The following is a 17,407-nucleotide window of genomic DNA, read 5'->3' as shown; positions in this document are numbered from 1 at the left end:
CTGTTGTAGTAAGAATTAGTCTTTCGAAATTTTTACTTCGGCGTTCATACCTGGCAGTACATGCTCTGAATAATTAGAAATAGAAATTTTTACAGGAACCGTTTGAGATACTTTTGTGTAGTTTCCATCTGAGCTTGAGTTCGATGTTAAAGATGAAAGTGAATTGGTTGCATATCCAATTTCTTCGACTTTGCCGTCGATTTTTGCACTGCTGTCTCCGTCTACCGTTACATCTACATCGTCGCCTTCTTTAATATCCTTAAGCTGATCTTCTTTAATATTTGCTACGATAAATAGGTCTTTCATATCTACTTCGGTTGCAATTTGCTGTCCAGCTTGAACCATTTGATTTTCTTTTACGTTTGTTTGAATAATTTTTCCATCTGCTGGTACTGTAGCAGCTACAGAGCCTTTTTCAGCTTGAATCTTAGCAATTTCAGCATCTTTTGATACATCATTTCCTTCTTCTACTGTCCAGCTTGCTACTTTACCTGCTGCAGGTGCAACTACATTGTATACATCTCCAGATACTTTAGCGTTATCCGTTGTAATATAGTTGGATTTTTGAACGTAATAATATCCTCCTCCAATTAATAAAGCTAAAATAACGATGATTCCAATAAAATTTGTTACCATTAAGCGACTTCTAGACATTCATTACTCCTCCTTAATACTTCACTAATGAAATTACTTTTTTATATAGCTTTTTCATAAAGATATTATCTCCATCTATTATGAGATATGTTTCTTTACAATCATCTATTTGGTTAACCACCTAAATAACTTTATCATAAAGATATTTTTTCGTAAAGGTATTAATTTAAAAATAATAATGGTGGTTAAAGATAATCATTGCCATCCTTTACAATTGTTTCATTTTATTTTAGAGTTAGTTTATATACGTCCGTAGTGTACAAGGAGATGGAAGCTAGCATGGATAACAATTTAGATTCAAAAATTGAACACCTTTATCAAATTAACACATCTTTTTTTCAATATATGCGACATTTAGTCGAAGAAACATTAAAAACACAGCCTTATCACTTAACACCCACTAAATTTTATATCTTAAACTACATTGCCAGCGGCACAAAGTATATGGTAGCAGATATTTCAAATAAACTTCACTTAACCTCGGGCGCTACAACTAGCTTATTAAATCAATTGGAAGAAGAATCTCTCATTCAGCGCGTGCGAGACGAAAAAGACCGGAGAGTCGTGTGGGTTTCATTGACCGATGAATCAAAGAAACTTGTTTCAATGATTACAGAGAAGCGAAATGGATTTTTAAAAGATATGCTAGCAGCTCTAAGTGTAGAAGAACAAGAAGAATATTTTCGCTTATTAAATAAAATGGACGCCCTTTTAAGTGATAAATATGGATTTTCATATTAGATTATCCAAAAGAGCTCCGCTTCGAATTGAAGCGGAGCTCTTCGCTATTTTAGAAAGCAGAACTCATTAACGCACCTGCTTTGTCAGGAAAATCGATAAAAGGATTTCGGTTGCCTTGCAACTCAAAGATTGCTGCATTGCGATGTTTTTCATAAAGTGAAACAGTAAATTCTTCATGCCATTTTAGTAAAAGAGGAAGATCTACTCGCGAAGAGTCAATTTTATTATAATAGCGAATTAAAAAATAAAGAGTTGATCGAGCCACAATTCCTTTTCCATATTCAGGTTCAAACTTACCTTTTTCTGCTTTGCCACATCCTTCTTTCACATCTGATTGCTTTACTTCCGGCGTATAATCCGCGAAGTCAATATAAGAAGAATTACCTCTTCGGCTGTTGCAAGAAGGTTCACACGCAAATAAATGATGCAGGTCACCTCTCATAGGCTCGTGTTTTCCAAACCAAGATTGCGGGACAACGTGCTCACAGTTTAGCAGTATGTCATTGCTTGAAAGAGAGGAGTTACTAAACGATTGAAGTTGATCAATATCTTGCTGTATAGTTTCTAACGGATCCATCCCTTTCCCTGAGTATAGACTTTTCAGCTCCCCATTCTCCTGTAGATCCACCCATGGATATACATATTTATGCGGCGAATAACTTAGCAAATGCTGATGCGTTTCCGTTAACAAAGTTTGCATGGCTTCTCTTTCAAAGAGCGTATCTTGATAATAAAGATTTTTATTTTCTTCATCCGTCTTTTCATCATAATAACTTCGATTGTTTACGTATTCGTGATAAAGAGCTTTTGCCTGCTGCTTTTCCATCATTAACATATCTAAACTGCTTCTCATCTGATCACCTCTGAAGTCATTTGACTTTGAATTTCACGCAACAGCTTTTCAACAACGGTCAAGTGCACAAATCCGTTTCCTACTTCTCTTGGTGATTCATTTAATGGAAGGGTTCTTCTGATTAACTGTGCATAAAGCTCTGGTTCTGTAAGTTCTCTTCCAAACATTTCATTTGAAAGAACTTTTATCAATCCTAAGGCCCCTGCTACGTGAGGTGTTGCCATAGAGGTTCCGCTCAGTGCGGCATACTTTCCATTCAAGTAAGTTGATACGATCTTCTCTCCCGGAGCTACTACATCTACTTCGTTGTTTGAGTTGGAAAATACCGAAGATCGTTTCTCTAAATCAACAGCTCCTACGGTAATCACTTCATTATATGAGCCAGGGTACGCAAACTCATCTGTGGAGCCTTCTCCATCTCCTTCATTTCCCGCTGCGCAGACAACTAAAATATTCTGATCAACAGCATCTTGAATCGCTTCATGCAGCTCAGGCACATCCGACGGACCTCCAAGCGACATCGAAATGATATCTACTTTTTGCTCGATGGCGTAGTTAATACCTTGAATAATCCACTCGTATTGACCTGAACCATTTCCATCAAGTACTTTTAGGATAAGTAAGCCCACTTCAGGAGCCACTCCTACAACACCCGTTCCATTATGCGCTGCTGCAATTGTGCCTGCTACGTGAGTGCCGTGACCATTATAATCTTGAAAAATATCTGGATTTTGCTGATCATCTTGTGTAAAGTTTTTTCCTCCAATAATTCGCTCCTGCAAATCTTGATGTGTAACATCACAGCCGGTATCCAAAACCGCTATGGTTATTCCCCGTCCCTTTGTTTGCTTCCATACTTGCTCTGCTCCAATTAGAGCGACTCCTTCTGGGACTTCATTAAATTGATTCAATTGTTCAACTACTTGAAATGGGATAATGCGCACTTTGCTTTTCATTCAGATTCCCCCTGCAGGATTAAATGGAAGCTAGTTCATGGTGGGATCACTTTTAATCGCTTATTTTTGGAGCTTACTCATCGAGGTTTGTTGCTTCTAAACTTATTATAACACAAAAACAGAACGTGTGTTTGTGTTTTTGTGAATTTTTTTGCAAATAAATAAAAAGCAGAAGCGAAATTTCCGCTTCTGCTTTTTATTTATTGTTGGTTTTTAGAGGAATCAGGAACGGCACATTGACCATCTGCACAAAAGGCATCATCTGCGCCTTCTGGAGAAAGGCTCTTCAAAGCGGGAGTCGGATTTTCTTCTTCCCATACTTGTTGGAGAGCTCCTACAAATGTTTCGACTGGCTGTGCACCTGAAATCGCATATTTTTGATTAACAACAAAATATGGAACACCGCTAATGCCATATTGCTGAGCCGTTGCTTCATCACTGCGCACTTCATTTGCGTATGCGTTTTTATCCGCGAGAATTTGACGTGCTTCTTCTCGGTCAAGACCTGCATCTTCTGCAACAGCAACCAGCGTCTCTTCTTCACCTAGATGTTTTGATTCAGTAAAGTATGCATATAAGAGTTTTTCTGTAATGGCTGCTTCTTTTCCTTGAGCTTTTGCAAATTTAGCTAAGCGGTGAGCATCAAATGTATTAGTTGGCTTCATATCGTCAAAATTAAAGGATAAGCCCACACTAGCTGCCTGCTGCCCGATACCTTCATTTGCTTGTTTTGCTTGTTCAATGGTCATTCCATATTTAGCAGCAAGAGCTTCATTAATCGTTTTGCCAGTATTAACTGGGGCATTTGGATCTAGCTCGAAGCTTTTAAATTCAACCTGCACATCATCTTTGTGTGCAAATTGCTGAAGCGCTTGTTCTAATCGGCGCTTTCCAATATAACAAAAAGGACAGACAAAATCTGACCAAACTTCTATTTTCATTGTGACACCTCTTCAATTCAAGATAATTCTTATCGTAGCATACTTTTGAAGAAACTCCATCATAACTTGCTCAAACAAAGCAAAAACACCGTGTTGATTTACATACTAAGTGTATTCAATCAACACGGTGCTTTTATCTCACCTATTTTAAATTCATTGCTTTTAGAAGAGCATCATGTAAATACGTATTTTCATATACTCCGGTAAATCTTTCTGAGCCGGCACCCATTGCATTTAAAGGAACGTCTGATGACGTATGCTCTTCAGTTGTCCAATCCGCAACGAACTGCTCTTTTGAATGAGCGATTGCAAATGGCCCATCTTCTTTTGATACTTCATCTCCATCGTTATCTTTATTGTCTACTTTTTCAAGTGCTAAACCTCCGGTTGCATGGTCAGCTGTTACTAATACGAGAGTGTCTGGGTGTGTTTTAGCATAAGCTTTAGCCATCTTCACCGTATCATCAAGCTGCTTACCTGCTTTAATCATGAGTTCAGCATTATTATTATGAGCCATTTCATCAATGGCCTCCTCTTCTACTACAAGAAAGAACCCTTTTTTATTTTGTGATAGCGTATTGATTGCTTTTTTTGTCATGTCTTTTAGAGATACTTGAGGGTTGTACACATCACCTTGGCCTTCAGGAGCTTGTTGAAACATTTCTTCATTAGCAAACAGACCAAGCAATTTTGTTCCCTTAGCATATTTTAATTCATTTTCGTTATTAACGTACGTATACCCAAGTTTTTGTGCTTTGTTTACTAAGTTTCCTTGCGTTCCTTTGCTTCCTTCAGTTTTATCTTCTGGCGGGGCATCTGAGTGTGCACCTTCATTTCCTTTTGTGTACCAATAATCTTCTCCGCCACCTAGAATCACATCTATCTTACTGTTTTCAAGATACTGCTTCGCGATGTCACTTTGAGCACTTCGATCTTTAACATGTGCGCCAAAAGCAGCTGGAGTTGCGTCTGTTACTTGACTTGTTGTCACAAGCCCCGTCGTTTTCCCAGCTAATTTTGCTTTTTCTAAAACTGTTTGAACAGGCTTTCCTTTCATATTTACGCCAATAGCGCCATTATAACTTTTAACTCCTGAAGCCATGGCTGTAGCAGCTGCTGCAGAATCCGTAACAAATGAATTTCCTGAAGATGTATGGACTCTCCCTACTGCCGGCATATCATCCATTGCTAACTTTCCATTTGCTCCTACGGCGGCCAGTCGGATTGCATCACGATGGTCGGTACCCATACCGTCTCCAACAAAAAGAATAACATTTTTAGCTTTTTGGTTATTTACGCCTTTAGCTGCTTTAGCATCTGTTGGTGAATTTGTTCCAAATGCCAGCGCTGCTACAGTTACCGCTGATAATACTGCCGCTCCAATTGCACGTTTTTTCATTGTTTACACCCTTTACTGTTTATTATTGACATAACTTAACTGTACACGCAGTCTGTTAAATCAACTTGAATAAAAGGTTAAAGGTGTGTAAAGACATATAAACTTCCATTTACAATGCATGAAAGAGGCTTTCATTTTAGCTAATCCATACTTGGCGGAACTTCAAGCCAGCCTTTTTTAATCATAATTTCTGTTGCTTCGCTTGCATATTGAAACGCATCTTCTCCTATCAGCATCATTTTAGCCACAATATCTCTTCGAAAACTAAATGCTGCTCCAAACGCCTGACTTCCAATACTGAAGTTACTTAGTAAAATATCGCATGTCAGCATCAAACGATCCGAAAAAGCAGGCGTTTCAGAAGTGGTTATGCTTCCTGTTGAGGCAACAGAAGGTGAAATATCGTCTTGTATAATTATTTCTTCAAGTCGCGTAATAATTTTTTTACTGACCTCTTTTCCTTTCAAAAAATGCTTTTTCACTTCGGTATCCTTAGCCGTTTGAGAAAAAGCCTTCATTAACTTCATCCCGACAATGTTTGTTTCGACTCCATGATAAATCTGCGCTAGCTCCATCGTATTTAGTACTCTTTTGTCCGCAAATACATTTAAGCCGCTCAGATATTTTCTATCTGAAACAAACTCAACGGTAGTTGGCATTGGAATATAGGGTGGGCGTGATAAAATTCCTTTTCTCAATAAGTACTGCGTACAGGAATCGTAGCACTCTTGCGTAATTTTTGTTAAATCCTGATAAAATTTCACCACATCTTCTCTGTAGGCCTTGCCTAAACTTAATGTATACATCCCCATACTAATTTCTTTGATGACACGAAGAAACATAATATCAAATCCATTAGTAAATAGTTTTGGAGCCTGTACGTTTACGTCTTGAGATGAAAGCCCGGTTGGCACTATGGCTCCTTCTTTTTCAAATATTATTTTTATTTTTCGTATGTATATAATAAGCTGCTCACGCAAGTCCGTCATAATTGTTTTAGCATCTTCATCATCCGCATGTTCAATCATATAATCTAACAAGCAAATAATTAACGTTTTCTGCTGATATGTCATCCACAGCGTTCCAATTTCACTTGAGGTAATACTAGGTTTGTCAGGCACTGTTACTTCCCTCCGCTTCTTCAGCTTTATTGAGTGCTTTTATTGTTCAAAAGAGAACATACTCATTGTACGTTTACTTATCATTATGCTATCCAACATTCTTTTTTTATTTAAATCTCTAACAAACAGCTTTTCAGGCAACAAAAAACAGCTCCGATTACAGAGCTGTTTTTACGTTTAATTTGTATAGTTAAGATTCTAATTAATATGAAAAGGCTCGTTTTTTATTAAATCGTTGCTACAATAAAAGTTAATTGACCAGATAGTTTGTATTCTCCAAATTGGGTGAGGACAGTGAAAATTGCTCTTTTAATATTGTCCATTTTCTTTTAGCTGTTCCTCCAATGAAATTGAGCTGTGTATCCTCATCTACTTCTATTCCTAGCTTTTTAAAGATATCTTTATTACGGATGCGGTATACAGGTTCACTGTCGACAATTACGCCATCCATATCAAAAATAAAAGCTAATTGATTCATCTTTACCCCTTCTTTCATTTAAAGATTGTCACGAAAAACTTTTACTTTGTCCATGAATTTTTTTACACGATCAACATCCACATGGTTTTCAAATTTGCCGTCGTATTTAAATGTTGTACCTACAACTGCCCCATCAGCAATAGATAACTGTTCTTTGAAATTAGTGAAATTAACTCCTGTATTAACAAGTAGAATTGTATTGGGAACAGCCTCCTTTACGCGTATTAATAACTGCACGTCCGTCTTGGCCCCTGCTGTTAATCCAGATACACATAGTGCATCTGGTCTATTATTAAATACCGTAGATGCAACAATACTTTCAATTTCCCGCTCAGCCAAATACGCAGCAGATTCAGGGACAACATTATATAATAATTTAACGTTTTGTGCCCCAATTCGATGCTGATGTCTAATTGTTTCTCCAACGTTGGTATTCCAAGTACCAAAATCACTTGCATATACGCCTGTAAAAATTTCTCTAACAAATTTAGCCCCTGTAGCAGCCGCTAAATCCAAAGATTTCTTAGCATCCCACAATACATTTACCCCAAAAGGCACTTTAATTTCCGACATCAATTCACCTATAATTCGGGCCATCGCAGCTACAGTTTCCGTTTTAACATCCGTTAAATATGGCATGCTAAACTCATTTGAAAACATAATGGCATCCACTCCGCCTTCTTGAAGAGCATGCAAATCCTTTCTTGCCATTTCTACCACATAGTCCATGCCTTTTTCATTATTAAAATATGGATCTCCGGGCAACGGTAACAAGTGACACATAGCAATAATAGCTTTTTCTGTTCCAAGTATTTCTTTTAACCAGGTCATATACATTGCCTCCTTATTCTACAAATACTATATTTCAAGTCAACTAGTAAACCTCCTTCCAAAATAATCAGAAGGAGGCAATTTTTAAATAAAAACATCAAATAATAGAACGCCTCCAAAAGCAATAAACGAAAGCAGGGTTTCTAGTACCGTCCATGTTTTAAACGTCTCTTTTACTGTTAGACCTAGATATTCTTTTACTAGCCAAAAGCCTGCGTCATTTACATGAGAGAACATTAGTGATCCTGCTCCTGTCGCAATAACCAGCAGTTCCAGATTGACTCCAGACATATGCACAATGATTGGTGAAACAATGCCCGCAGCTGTTGTTAATGCAACGGTTGCCGATCCTGTAGCAATACGAATTAATCCTGCTACCATAAATGCTAAGACAATAGGAGAAAGCGATAATTGCTCAGACATTTGAGCAATTGATGTACCTACACCGCTATCAATTAAAATTTGTTTAAATCCCCCTCCAGCTCCAATAATTAAAATAATAGATCCGACCGGAAGTAAAGATTCTTCCACTAATTTTTTAATCACACCTTTCTTCATTCCCTGACGCATGCCCAAAAGATAAAATGCGGCAAAGCAAGAAATTAAAAGTGCGATGACAGGGCTGCCGATAAATACAAAAAATTTAGTTAAAAAGCTAGAAAGCGGTATATACGGAGCCATAACAGATAACACCATTAATAACACAGGTAATAAGATAATGAAAAATGAAATACCTGTGTTAGGTAATTTTTCAGATGAAGTGCTGACACGAATTAATTCAGGTTCCCCTTCAGGAATCACACGTTTATGCACCCATTTTGCGAATACAGGACCTGCTACTATTGCTGCTGGAAGAGCAATAACCAATGAATAGAGCAAAACTCTTCCTAAGTCTGCATTATATATTCCAATGGCTGTCATCGCTCCTGGATGGGGGGGCACCAGACCGTGTACAATCGATAGTCCTGCAATTACAGGCAGTGCAATTAGTAGAATATTCTGTCTTGTTGTTTTATGAATAGAAATTACTAACGGCAGTAAAATAACAATTCCGACTTCAAAAAAAACCGGAATGCCTATTATAAAGCCAGCAAAGAGCATCGCCCACGGCAACTTTTTGATTCCAAAAAACCTAATAAAAAACTCCGCGACCTGCATGCCAGCACCTGAGTCTGACATCATTTTTCCTAAAATCGTTCCAAGCGCCAAGATTCCAACAAGGTGACCTAAAACACTGCCGACTCCTGTTTCATAAGCTCCCACAATTTTGTCCATTGAAAGCCCTGACATAATAGCCAGAAATAAACTGGCAACGGTTAAGCTGATAAAAGCGTGCCACTTCCACCAAGAGACCCCTAATACAACAATAACAATGGCTAGGCATGTCACAAGCAATAGATACATATCCATACTAAATTCCTCTTTTCCCCCATTTAGTAAACGCTCTCATTTTTTCAGGCGAAAAGAATATGTATTCTTCTCGCACTTCTTAAATATCGTAATTCACAATGTATTGCTGCATCTCTGTATTATAATAGCCCTCACTGTATTCGATGATATTTCCTTCTTCATCATATGAATACCGTGATCTTTTTAATAGCGCTTCTCCGGCCTGCACATTCAGTCTTTCGCCTACATAAGAATCAGCTTTTGCAACAGCAAACTGATCTCGAAATTTCTCCAATGTAATATCCTGTTCTTCAATCAAATCGTATAACGATTGTGCATTTAAGTGTGTTAATTCTATCCCTTCCATGCGCTGCATGGTTAAATAATGCGTGTAATGAATATAAGGTTCATTATCTAAATAGTAAAGACGTTCTATTCGAATGCATTGCTCACCGAACAGCTTATATAAAGTTGTTTCTGGTGCATTTTCAATTGTCTCTGCCCCAAGCAGCCTTTTTTGAATGATATGCCCTTTTTCCACCAACACTTCGGTAAAGCGTTTTCCTTTTGACAGCCTTGAAATGGATGTATTTCGAATAACTTTTGTTCCTTTACCGCTTTTTGTTTCTAAATATCCATCTTTCACAAGTTCTTTAATAGCATTTCGAACCGTAATTTTACTTACTTGAAATTCCTCTTCCAGCTGCGGTTCAGAAGGAATATTTGTTTGAATGGGATACACGCCATGCAAAATTCGATCTTTTAAGATATTTTTTATTTGCAAATACAATGGTCCTTTTTTTCGAGATACGTTCACTATTACATCCTCTACCTTTCTACATCGCCTACTGATTCTGTCATCGCTTTTTGTATATCGTACTGGGATGACATAGGAGTATCGCCTACGATTGTATGAGCAAGCATTCCCGCTGTTACAGCGAATGCAACAGTCTTTTCTGTCGAAAAGCCCTCTAACTCGCCATATAAAATGCCGCTTGTATAGGCATCTCCTGCGCCTATTCTATCATAGACAGAAAAAGTAATCGTATCAGAAAATGTAAATGTATGATTTTTATATATAAAACCGCACAAAGAGTGCTTATTGTCCTTATTAATAGATCGGTGCGTACCGGCTACGACAGAAAGATCGTACTTCTTTGCCACCTTTGGAATTAGTTTCATCAGCTGCTCTCTTCTGCTTGTTTCTTCTGTTTCCATCTTAAGAATGTGCATAGCATCTTGTTCATTCATCATTACGATATCTGCAAGGTACAGCATATCTTCATAATGAGGTTTTGCGCTTTCATATCCTCCATCTCCCCATAGAGACGGACGGTAGTTACAGTCAAATACGACCATACCACCGCGTTCTTTTACCGCTTTGGCAAATGATTTCATATGGAACCGGACGGAATCATTCATTGCCAGAGAGATTCCGCAAAAATGCATCACATCTACTTTCTCCGCAATATTCTCAAAATCATATATGCCTTCAGGAGCTCTGTTGAAGCTGCTTTCTAAACGGTTGGTATATGTAACCCGGCTAGATCGGGACCCAAATCCATTTTCTAAAAAATACATACCGACATGTTTTCCGCTGCGTTTAATAAATGACTGTGAAATACCTAACTTTTTAAGATAAGATACAGCTGCATCTCCCACAGCGTTATCCGGTAAAGCAGAAATCAAATATCCCGTATATCCGAAGTTAGCTAACCCCGCCGCTACATTTACCCCTGTACCAGAAAACGAATAGCTTAATGTATGAGCTTGAGAAAGTAATTCATATCCTGGTACTTGTAAACGCATCATTACCTCTCCAAATGCTGCAAAATTCTTAGCCATGCTGATCAACTAACTTTTTCATCTTTTCAAGAAGCTCACGTACATCATTTACTTTTGTCTTTCCTGTTTTCTGATCAATAATTGACGAATAAACATGCGGAATAATTTTTGGAACGTCTGCTTCCAAAGCAATACGCAAAATTGTTTCAAAGTTTTCTTTATCAATTCCGCCAGTTGGCTCTAAAGCGAATCCTTCTTCCCCGCAAGCGTCTGCCACAGCTCGGAATTCCTCTTCATAGCTTAACCCTTTCATAGGAAAATACTTGAGCGCGTTTCCTCCCATGTCACGTACTAGGGAAATAGCTGTTTTGACCGGTACAATAGCTTGTTCATCATGCGCTGCACTAACTGGGCCAGTCGAAATATTTACATAGCCGACTTTGCCGGTTGGGGACACTAAACTATTAATCCAGCTATCCTTTTCACCTAGATTAGCACGTGTTGCTCCAACAGCAGGAAATACTTGATTAATATGACTGCTAGCATAATTCTTTGCAATTTCTGCTACTACAGCTGCCTGACGATTGTCTCCAGCGCCTAAACCAATTGATACTGCTTCTTCAATTTCTTTTCCGTATTCTTTCATTGCTTTTACTGCTTCTTCAACAGTAGAATAATCCTTGGATAACACGCCTACTAAGACATGCCCTTCTGCAGCCTCAAATACTTCTTTGGCATTTTCGATACTGTTTGCTAATACGTTTAACGCTGCGCGCTCTTTATAAAAACGTTTTGTAATGTTTGACATGTCACTTTCCTCCTACAATTTCGCGTATTCTAGACTCAATTACATGTATATCGTCGCCCTTTAAAGGTCTGGGATCGATATCAAAATATCCTTGTCTTATCCCATAATCGCGTGTATAAATAGCAATTTCACCTTCACACAACTCTTTTACAACCTCTTTCGCAGTTGTATTAGCCCGTTCTGGACTGATTTGAATTCGTGCACGGAATATAGCTCGACCTGCTTCATCTTGTACAATTGTCACATTCACGCCTTCTATATCTTTTAATGACATCAATGCTTGTAAACTTTCTTTTTCTTGTTCACTTTTATCTTTTTTCTCGCGATACTCATCAAGAGCTTGAAGTAATCCAAACGTTGTTTCCTTACCAACTTTCATACTTCTTCCAATGCAATGTAATTGAACTTTCAACCATTCAATGTAGCTACGTTTACCACCAACAATTCCAGATGTTGGACCTTCAATTGCCTTTGAACCACTATAAATCGCAAGGTCTGAGTATTTTACATACTTTTGAAGGTCTTCTTCTGCCGCGGCATCCACAATCAATGGAATATTATTTTTCTGTGCAACTTCCCACGCTTCTTCCACAGAAATCATATTTTTTTGAACAGTGTGATGAGACTTCACATAAAGGATAGCAGCTGTATTTTCGGAAATCGCTTCTTCAATATGAGTCGCTCTACCCTCATTAGCATAGCCAACTTCAATAAGCTTTCCGCCACCTAAATAAACCATGGTTTCAACTGGGGCCCCGTACTGTACGTTATGACCTTTCAGCATAATAATTTCATTTTTGGAGATGACCTCTTGATGAAGGCGCTCGCTTTTACGGCGGTTTCCTTGTGTAACAAGAGCAGCAATAGAGAGAGCAATTCCACTTGAAGCTGAGTTAACAACCACAGCTGCTTCTGATCCTAGAATGTCAGCAATATAGTCACCTGCTTTACCAACTAAATCAGCAATCTCAACGTAATTTTGTCCTCCTTGCTTCATTGCATCCATTACTGTATCAGTTGGTGCTGATACTCCTAAGATGCTCATTCGGCCGCTCGCATTAATTACTCGTTTCAAGCCATATTTAGCATTCAATGAACGTTCCATTTACAACTACTCCTTTTGCTTTAATTATTTGCTTACCTTCTCTCTGCTCTCCTTCGGAATCAATAAACAGAACAGGCTCGTCTTCTATAGTAAAGAGAGTTAAATTGGCACGGTCTCCAACTTGTATCCTTCCTAACTCGGGTCTGTTAAGCCATTTTGCCGCATTAACAGTAACACCATTAACTACTTCTTCAAGGCTGTATCCTAAATAAAGAAATTTAGATAATACATGAGCTAAGCTATATACAGGCCCATTTAGTCGGTTCTTCCGATAAATATCTGTACTGATTGTATCGAATTTAACATTATGCTTTTTGGCAGCTTCTGCTACTTGAAACGAAAAGCTTGCATTTCCATGCCCTACATCCAAATGAACACCTCGTTGGATGGCCTCCATTAGGAGTGGAAGCGGCTTTCCTTCATTATCAAATAGATTATTAGCTTTTCCATTCAAATAGTGAGTAATAATGTCTCCTTTTTCTAGAATCGAAACAACTTCCTCAATAGCAGGAGGGCCAGATCCGATATGAACCATTAATGGAAGTGAAATTTCACTAGACATTTTTCGAGCAAAATATAAAGGCTCAATACCGCTTTTACCTACTACACTTTTACTTATACGGGCTTTTAAACCTACAATAATGCTTCTATATGCTTTCATGGCTTCCAAAATTTTTTCCGCTTTTAGCCACTCCATATTTGAAAGCTCATCTGTGCGTTTTAGACCAATACGCGAAATATTTAAAAACGCTAACAAATTAGTTTTTGCTGCATATTGGCTTTGAACTAAATCTGCTATTTGATCAGCACCGCAGCTACCTGCATCTACAAGTGTTGTTACTCCTTGTTTTACTCCTATCTCGTCTATCTCATCTCCATACGGCTCGAAATCTGGAAATGCATGAACATGTAAATCAATCCATCCGCTTGATATGTAGGTTCCTGAGTAATCATAAACAAGCGGTGCTTTTCCTTCACCAGCTTTTGCTATCTCAGAGATTTTTCCATTTTCTATAACAATATCAAACTCTTCTTCAGTGACCGATTTGACATTCCGTAATAGAAACCGATTCTCCATTTCGTTCACTCCCCTTATGATGACGCTTACACTAATGTTAATTATTTTTCTGCTTTTACAAATGTAGAATAACATAAAGAATTAAATAAGTAAATATAACGTTATAATGTTTTGATTCAAAAAAAGATAAAAAGCGACCAATAGCCGCTGGTTTTTACCTTTTCTTGAATATATATGTCACTTTTGTTAACTCTTCCGATGCGCTCCATAGTTTTTCTGCTACGTCCGGTTTAAATAAAACGTCTCCCATCATATCTTTTACAGGATATCCTTTTTTAGCATCTTTTCCGTCCGGCCCAATATACGCACCGCCTTCTATTGCTTCAGTGGCTGCGTAAAGGGTAGGCAGCGCGCCCATTTCTGCAGATTGACTAAATAGCTTGACCAAAAGCTTCAACAAAGCGTTTGGCTCTTTGCCTGAACCGCGTGATAATAGGTTAGTATTCGAAATGCCTGGATGCACCGCCGCACTAATTGTCGTTGATCCCGCTGCTTCTAAACGTTTTTGCAATTCTTTTGCAAACAACAGGTTGGCGAGTTTACTTTGTCTATAGAACTTCATTGGACTGTAGCCTTTTTCCCCGTCTAGATTATCAAAATAGATTTCTCCAGAATTAGCAGCTATACTGCTTACCGTTACGACTCGTGAATGTGGAGTTTCCATTAGCAAAGGAAGAAGCAAACCCGTCAATGCAAAATGCCCTAAATGATTACAGCCAAACTGCAGTTCAAATCCATCTTTCGTTTTGCTGTGAGGCGGCACCATCACGCCTGCATTATTAATGAGAAGATTCAAAGACGAGTATTGTTGAAGAAATTGATTGGTGAAATGTCGAATAGAGATCAAGTCACTGAGATCTAATGACATAATCGTCACTTTAGCATTCCCGTTAGCCGCTTTAATTCTCTTTTCAGCCTCTTTCCCTTTTGCTTCATTACGTACAGCAAGAATGATTTCTGCTCCGCGCGCAGCTAGAGCCTTTGCAGCTTCAAATCCAATACCGCTGTTTCCTCCCGTTATAAGGGCTGTTTTTCCCGTTACATCGGGCATTCGTTCAGCTGTCCATTTTGTTATCATATAAGTTCTCCCTTTCAGCTATAGCTGTTTTTCTAGAATTTACGCGTCTAAGTCACACTAAATTAACGTTTTTTAAAATTAAAGTATGTATAAAGTATAATGTCTTCAAAACAAAAGGAACAAGCTTTTTCAAAGCTTGTCCCTTTTATATATTTATGTGGTTCGCGGAGAATCGTAGCGCCCAAACCAGTCGTACCGGTTTGTGGAGACCCACTTGTATAGCGGGCTAAAGGCTTTGTTCATCAATGGTAAATGCAAAAGCACACCTATTGGAAATGTAAGAGGCAAAACAGCTAAAAGGCGTCTGACCGTTTCAAATCCTGCTAGAACTTCTCCTTTTTTGGTCACCATATGAATTTGATCATATAAGTCTCTTCCTTCTTCTTTTAAGTAACTATACTCCGTTCGTTCAATGTATTGAACTGGAATCCACTGGATTCGGTTGGTCCAGTCCAGCGCTTTAATTATTTTTTTTACGTTGTAACATAAAGGACATTGCGCATCAAAAAATACTTTGTGTTTCATTGTTTCCACCTTTCTTCTTTTGTTTCTTTTTCCTTAATTTATAAATACCCTTTTCTCCTTTTTAATAACCACTACTAGGAGGCACTTCTTGTGCAGCCTGGCTTTAAAGTGAACATTTTTTGTGGGTTTCTTTTGTGAATCCGCAAAAGAAGACAGGATTTTTTTATAAAATATCACTTTTTTGGTTTAAAGCACTAAAAACATGTTAGAATAGATTTCATATTGATTTGAAGCACTAGGCATTTAGTCACATACTAAAAAGGACGAAATAGATGTAATGATAAAAGATAAAGGTAATGTCTTCATAAACTTATCATGGAAGTAGGTTTATAAATAACGAAGAAAAAAGGAGGAACGGGTGATTACTTTTATCCAGTTCATATAAGCTTTTTTACGTAAGGATGTGTAAACGATGAAAAATAAGTACATGCTGTCAGCTTCAGGTATGTATATTAACTACTTTCTACTGGGCATGGTCAATATCATGCTTGCATCAAATATGTCATTTTTGACAAAACAATTAAATACCGACGGTGCTGGAATCAGCTATATCATTTCTGCTATCGGAATTGGAAAATTGCTTTCGTATTCTCTATCAGGCGTCTTGTCTGATAAGGTTGGACGAAAGCCTTTGATTATTGTTTCGTCTCTGACGATGGCGATTTTTTTAATTGGCATTCCATTATCGCCAAATTATCAAACAGCCTTTATCTTTGCTATTATCGCTGGTATTGCAAACTCTGCTATGGATGCTGGAACGTACCCTGCTTTGATTGAGGTCTTTCCTAAATCTTCAGGTTCAGCCAGTGTTCTTGTAAAAGCATTTATTTCTGCAGGAGCGGCACTTTTGCCGTTTATGATTGCCTTTTTTGCAGATCGTGATTTGTTTTATGGGTATGCTTTTTTTCTTCCTGCTCTTATTTATTTACTAAATATGATCTTTATGTTCAAACTGCCTTTTCCCAATCATAAACGCGAACAGAGTACAGTTCAACAGCTAAATACAGCAGAGAATAAATTTATCTCTGCTCCTAAAATGAAACAAGAAGGAATTGCTCTTATTGTGATTGGATTTACTTCTACAGCGCTTTTTACGGTGGCTCAAATTTGGCTCCCTACTTATGGTCAACAAGTATTAGGTATGGCTGAAAGCAGCTCAGTCCGCCTTTTAAGCTACTACAGCATCGGAGCTTTAATCTCTGTTTTAGTATTAGCTGTATTATTAAGCAAAGTGCTTCGTCCTGTAACGGTTATTCTCGTTTACCCGATGATTACCCTTATAGCCGTACTTACGCTTCTTTTTGTTAAAGTACCTGCTATTGCAATTGCAGCTGCTTTTTTCATGGGATTTTCTACGGCTGGGGTCTTTCAATTAGCGATTACTGTTATGACCGAGCTTTTCTGGAACAAAAAAGGAACGGTTACCGGAATTGTCGCGACGGCTGCTGGATTAGCTGCTATTTTATTGCCTTTAGCAACAGGGCTCATGTCTAAAACGGGACATATTTCAATTATCTTTATTTTTGATGCGATGCTCTCAGTAGTAGGTATGGCAGCGGCAGCTTTTGTTAATTACCGCTACCGCAAAATCTTAAATAAAAATCGCAGCGAACAAATTCAAGAAACAGCCTCATAAAAAAGAGGCGGGGGCAAAAATATTTTAGA

18 protein-coding genes are annotated in these 17,407 nt (G+C 38.1%); 2 read left to right on the top strand and 16 right to left on the bottom strand.

The features are described 5' to 3' along the window. Window positions 1–15: 15 nt before the first annotated feature. Window positions 16–654 (bottom strand): biotin/lipoyl-containing protein, encoded by a 639-nt coding sequence (locus BG04_RS18995; RefSeq protein ID WP_013056227.1) that lies wholly within the window; start codon window positions 652–654, stop codon window positions 16–18. A gap of 279 nt (window positions 655–933) precedes the next feature. Here BG04_RS18995 and BG04_RS18990 point away from each other — a divergent pair, with 279 nt between their 5' ends. Next, window positions 934–1,395 (top strand): MarR family winged helix-turn-helix transcriptional regulator, encoded by a 462-nt coding sequence (locus BG04_RS18990; RefSeq protein WP_016763546.1) that lies wholly within the window; start codon window positions 934–936, stop codon window positions 1,393–1,395. 49 nt (window positions 1,396–1,444) lie between these two features. Here BG04_RS18990 and BG04_RS18985 read toward each other — a convergent pair whose 3' ends face one another. From BG04_RS18985 to BG04_RS18915, 15 genes are all read right to left on the bottom strand, one after another. Beyond that, window positions 1,445–2,248 carry an endonuclease I family protein gene (locus BG04_RS18985; RefSeq protein WP_034653284.1) on the bottom strand — a complete coding sequence of 268 codons (804 nt, stop codon included), beginning with the start codon at window positions 2,246–2,248 and terminating at the stop codon, window positions 1,445–1,447. Then, entirely contained in the window at window positions 2,245–3,204 is a 960-nt protein-coding gene (locus BG04_RS18980; RefSeq protein WP_034653286.1) for a S8 family peptidase, read from the bottom strand. The genes BG04_RS18985 and BG04_RS18980 overlap by 4 nt, the downstream gene beginning before the upstream one ends. A gap of 200 nt (window positions 3,205–3,404) precedes the next feature. Next, a complete protein-coding gene (locus BG04_RS18975; RefSeq protein ID WP_034653288.1) occupies window positions 3,405–4,145 on the bottom strand; it encodes a DsbA family oxidoreductase in 741 nt (246 codons plus the stop codon). Window positions 4,146–4,287: 142 nt separating this feature from the next. Then, window positions 4,288–5,544: an alkaline phosphatase gene (locus BG04_RS18970; RefSeq protein WP_034653292.1), complete on the bottom strand. Its 1,257-nt coding sequence runs from the start codon at window positions 5,542–5,544 to the stop codon at window positions 4,288–4,290. Window positions 5,545–5,684: 140 nt separating this feature from the next. Continuing rightward, the gene (locus BG04_RS18965) at window positions 5,685–6,665 is read right to left on the bottom strand and encodes a DUF3231 family protein (RefSeq protein WP_034653295.1); all 981 of its coding nucleotides are present in this window, start codon (window positions 6,663–6,665) and stop codon (window positions 5,685–5,687) included. 250 nt (window positions 6,666–6,915) lie between these two features. After that, window positions 6,916–7,143, bottom strand: a complete 228-nt coding sequence (locus tag BG04_RS18960; RefSeq protein ID WP_016763541.1) for an HAD family hydrolase — start codon at window positions 7,141–7,143, stop codon at window positions 6,916–6,918. Between the two features lie 18 nt (window positions 7,144–7,161). After that, complete coding sequence (locus BG04_RS18955) at window positions 7,162–7,974, bottom strand: BtpA/SgcQ family protein (protein WP_016763540.1); 813 nt, start codon at window positions 7,972–7,974, stop codon at window positions 7,162–7,164. Between the two features lie 84 nt (window positions 7,975–8,058). Next, window positions 8,059–9,384 (bottom strand): GntP family permease, encoded by a 1,326-nt coding sequence (locus BG04_RS18950; RefSeq protein ID WP_034653297.1) that lies wholly within the window; start codon window positions 9,382–9,384, stop codon window positions 8,059–8,061. 79 nt (window positions 9,385–9,463) lie between these two features. Next, window positions 9,464–10,180 (bottom strand): GntR family transcriptional regulator, encoded by a 717-nt coding sequence (locus tag BG04_RS18945; protein WP_016763538.1) that lies wholly within the window; start codon window positions 10,178–10,180, stop codon window positions 9,464–9,466. Window positions 10,181–10,191: 11 nt separating this feature from the next. After that, the gene (locus BG04_RS18940; protein ID WP_034655251.1) at window positions 10,192–11,208 is read right to left on the bottom strand and encodes a sugar kinase; all 1,017 of its coding nucleotides are present in this window, start codon (window positions 11,206–11,208) and stop codon (window positions 10,192–10,194) included. Beyond that, entirely contained in the window at window positions 11,201–11,956 is a 756-nt protein-coding gene (dagF, locus tag BG04_RS18935) for a 2-dehydro-3-deoxy-phosphogluconate aldolase (RefSeq protein ID WP_034653301.1), read from the bottom strand. Before dagF ends, BG04_RS18940 begins: the two co-directional genes overlap by 8 nt. A 1-nt stretch (window position 11,957) precedes the next feature. Further along, a complete protein-coding gene (locus BG04_RS18930) occupies window positions 11,958–13,061 on the bottom strand; it encodes a DgaE family pyridoxal phosphate-dependent ammonia lyase (RefSeq protein ID WP_034653304.1) in 1,104 nt (367 codons plus the stop codon). Then, entirely contained in the window at window positions 13,039–14,139 is a 1,101-nt protein-coding gene (locus BG04_RS18925) for an amidohydrolase/deacetylase family metallohydrolase (protein ID WP_034653305.1), read from the bottom strand. The genes BG04_RS18930 and BG04_RS18925 overlap by 23 nt, the downstream gene beginning before the upstream one ends. Before the next feature lie 154 nt (window positions 14,140–14,293). Beyond that, on the bottom strand, window positions 14,294–15,217 hold the full coding sequence (locus tag BG04_RS18920) for an oxidoreductase (RefSeq protein WP_034653307.1): 924 nt from the start codon (window positions 15,215–15,217) through the stop codon (window positions 14,294–14,296). 153 nt (window positions 15,218–15,370) lie between these two features. After that, window positions 15,371–15,742: a thiol-disulfide oxidoreductase DCC family protein gene (locus BG04_RS18915; protein ID WP_013082413.1), complete on the bottom strand. Its 372-nt coding sequence runs from the start codon at window positions 15,740–15,742 to the stop codon at window positions 15,371–15,373. A gap of 412 nt (window positions 15,743–16,154) precedes the next feature. Between BG04_RS18915 and BG04_RS18910 the strand changes: the two genes are divergently transcribed. Then, window positions 16,155–17,378, top strand: a complete 1,224-nt coding sequence (locus BG04_RS18910) for an MFS transporter (protein ID WP_034653309.1) — start codon at window positions 16,155–16,157, stop codon at window positions 17,376–17,378. Window positions 17,379–17,407 lie beyond the last annotated feature (29 nt).

The sequence above is a fragment of the Priestia megaterium NBRC 15308 = ATCC 14581 genome (assembly GCF_000832985.1).
Taxonomy (GTDB): Bacteria; Bacillota; Bacilli; order Bacillales; family Bacillaceae_H; genus Priestia; species Priestia megaterium.
This window is presented reverse-complemented; position numbering and strand designations above follow the sequence as displayed.

What these genes read in the sequence shown, in the direction of transcription:
- BG04_RS18985 (WP_034653284.1), bottom strand. Translation starts at nt 2,248, where the DNA reads ATGAGAAGCAGTTTAGATATGTTAATGATGGAAAAGCAGCAGGCAAAA.
- BG04_RS18920 (WP_034653307.1), bottom strand. Translation starts at nt 15,217, where the DNA reads ATGATAACAAAATGGACAGCTGAACGAATGCCCGATGTAACGGGAAAA.
- BG04_RS18930 (WP_034653304.1), bottom strand. Translation starts at nt 13,061, where the DNA reads ATGGAACGTTCATTGAATGCTAAATATGGCTTGAAACGAGTAATTAAT.
- BG04_RS18950 (WP_034653297.1), bottom strand. Translation starts at nt 9,384, where the DNA reads ATGGATATGTATCTATTGCTTGTGACATGCCTAGCCATTGTTATTGTT.
- BG04_RS18940 (WP_034655251.1), bottom strand. Translation starts at nt 11,208, where the DNA reads ATGGCTAAGAATTTTGCAGCATTTGGAGAGGTAATGATGCGTTTACAA.
- BG04_RS18915 (WP_013082413.1), bottom strand. Translation starts at nt 15,742, where the DNA reads ATGAAACACAAAGTATTTTTTGATGCGCAATGTCCTTTATGTTACAAC.
- BG04_RS18990 (WP_016763546.1), top strand. Translation starts at nt 934, where the DNA reads ATGGATAACAATTTAGATTCAAAAATTGAACACCTTTATCAAATTAAC.
- BG04_RS18995 (WP_013056227.1), bottom strand. Translation starts at nt 654, where the DNA reads ATGTCTAGAAGTCGCTTAATGGTAACAAATTTTATTGGAATCATCGTT.
- dagF (WP_034653301.1), bottom strand. Translation starts at nt 11,956, where the DNA reads ATGTCAAACATTACAAAACGTTTTTATAAAGAGCGCGCAGCGTTAAAC.
- BG04_RS18960 (WP_016763541.1), bottom strand. Translation starts at nt 7,143, where the DNA reads ATGAATCAATTAGCTTTTATTTTTGATATGGATGGCGTAATTGTCGAC.
- BG04_RS18980 (WP_034653286.1), bottom strand. Translation starts at nt 3,204, where the DNA reads ATGAAAAGCAAAGTGCGCATTATCCCATTTCAAGTAGTTGAACAATTG.
- BG04_RS18975 (WP_034653288.1), bottom strand. Translation starts at nt 4,145, where the DNA reads ATGAAAATAGAAGTTTGGTCAGATTTTGTCTGTCCTTTTTGTTATATT.
- BG04_RS18970 (WP_034653292.1), bottom strand. Translation starts at nt 5,544, where the DNA reads ATGAAAAAACGTGCAATTGGAGCGGCAGTATTATCAGCGGTAACTGTA.
- BG04_RS18910 (WP_034653309.1), top strand. Translation starts at nt 16,155, where the DNA reads ATGAAAAATAAGTACATGCTGTCAGCTTCAGGTATGTATATTAACTAC.
- BG04_RS18925 (WP_034653305.1), bottom strand. Translation starts at nt 14,139, where the DNA reads ATGGAGAATCGGTTTCTATTACGGAATGTCAAATCGGTCACTGAAGAA.
- BG04_RS18955 (WP_016763540.1), bottom strand. Translation starts at nt 7,974, where the DNA reads ATGACCTGGTTAAAAGAAATACTTGGAACAGAAAAAGCTATTATTGCT.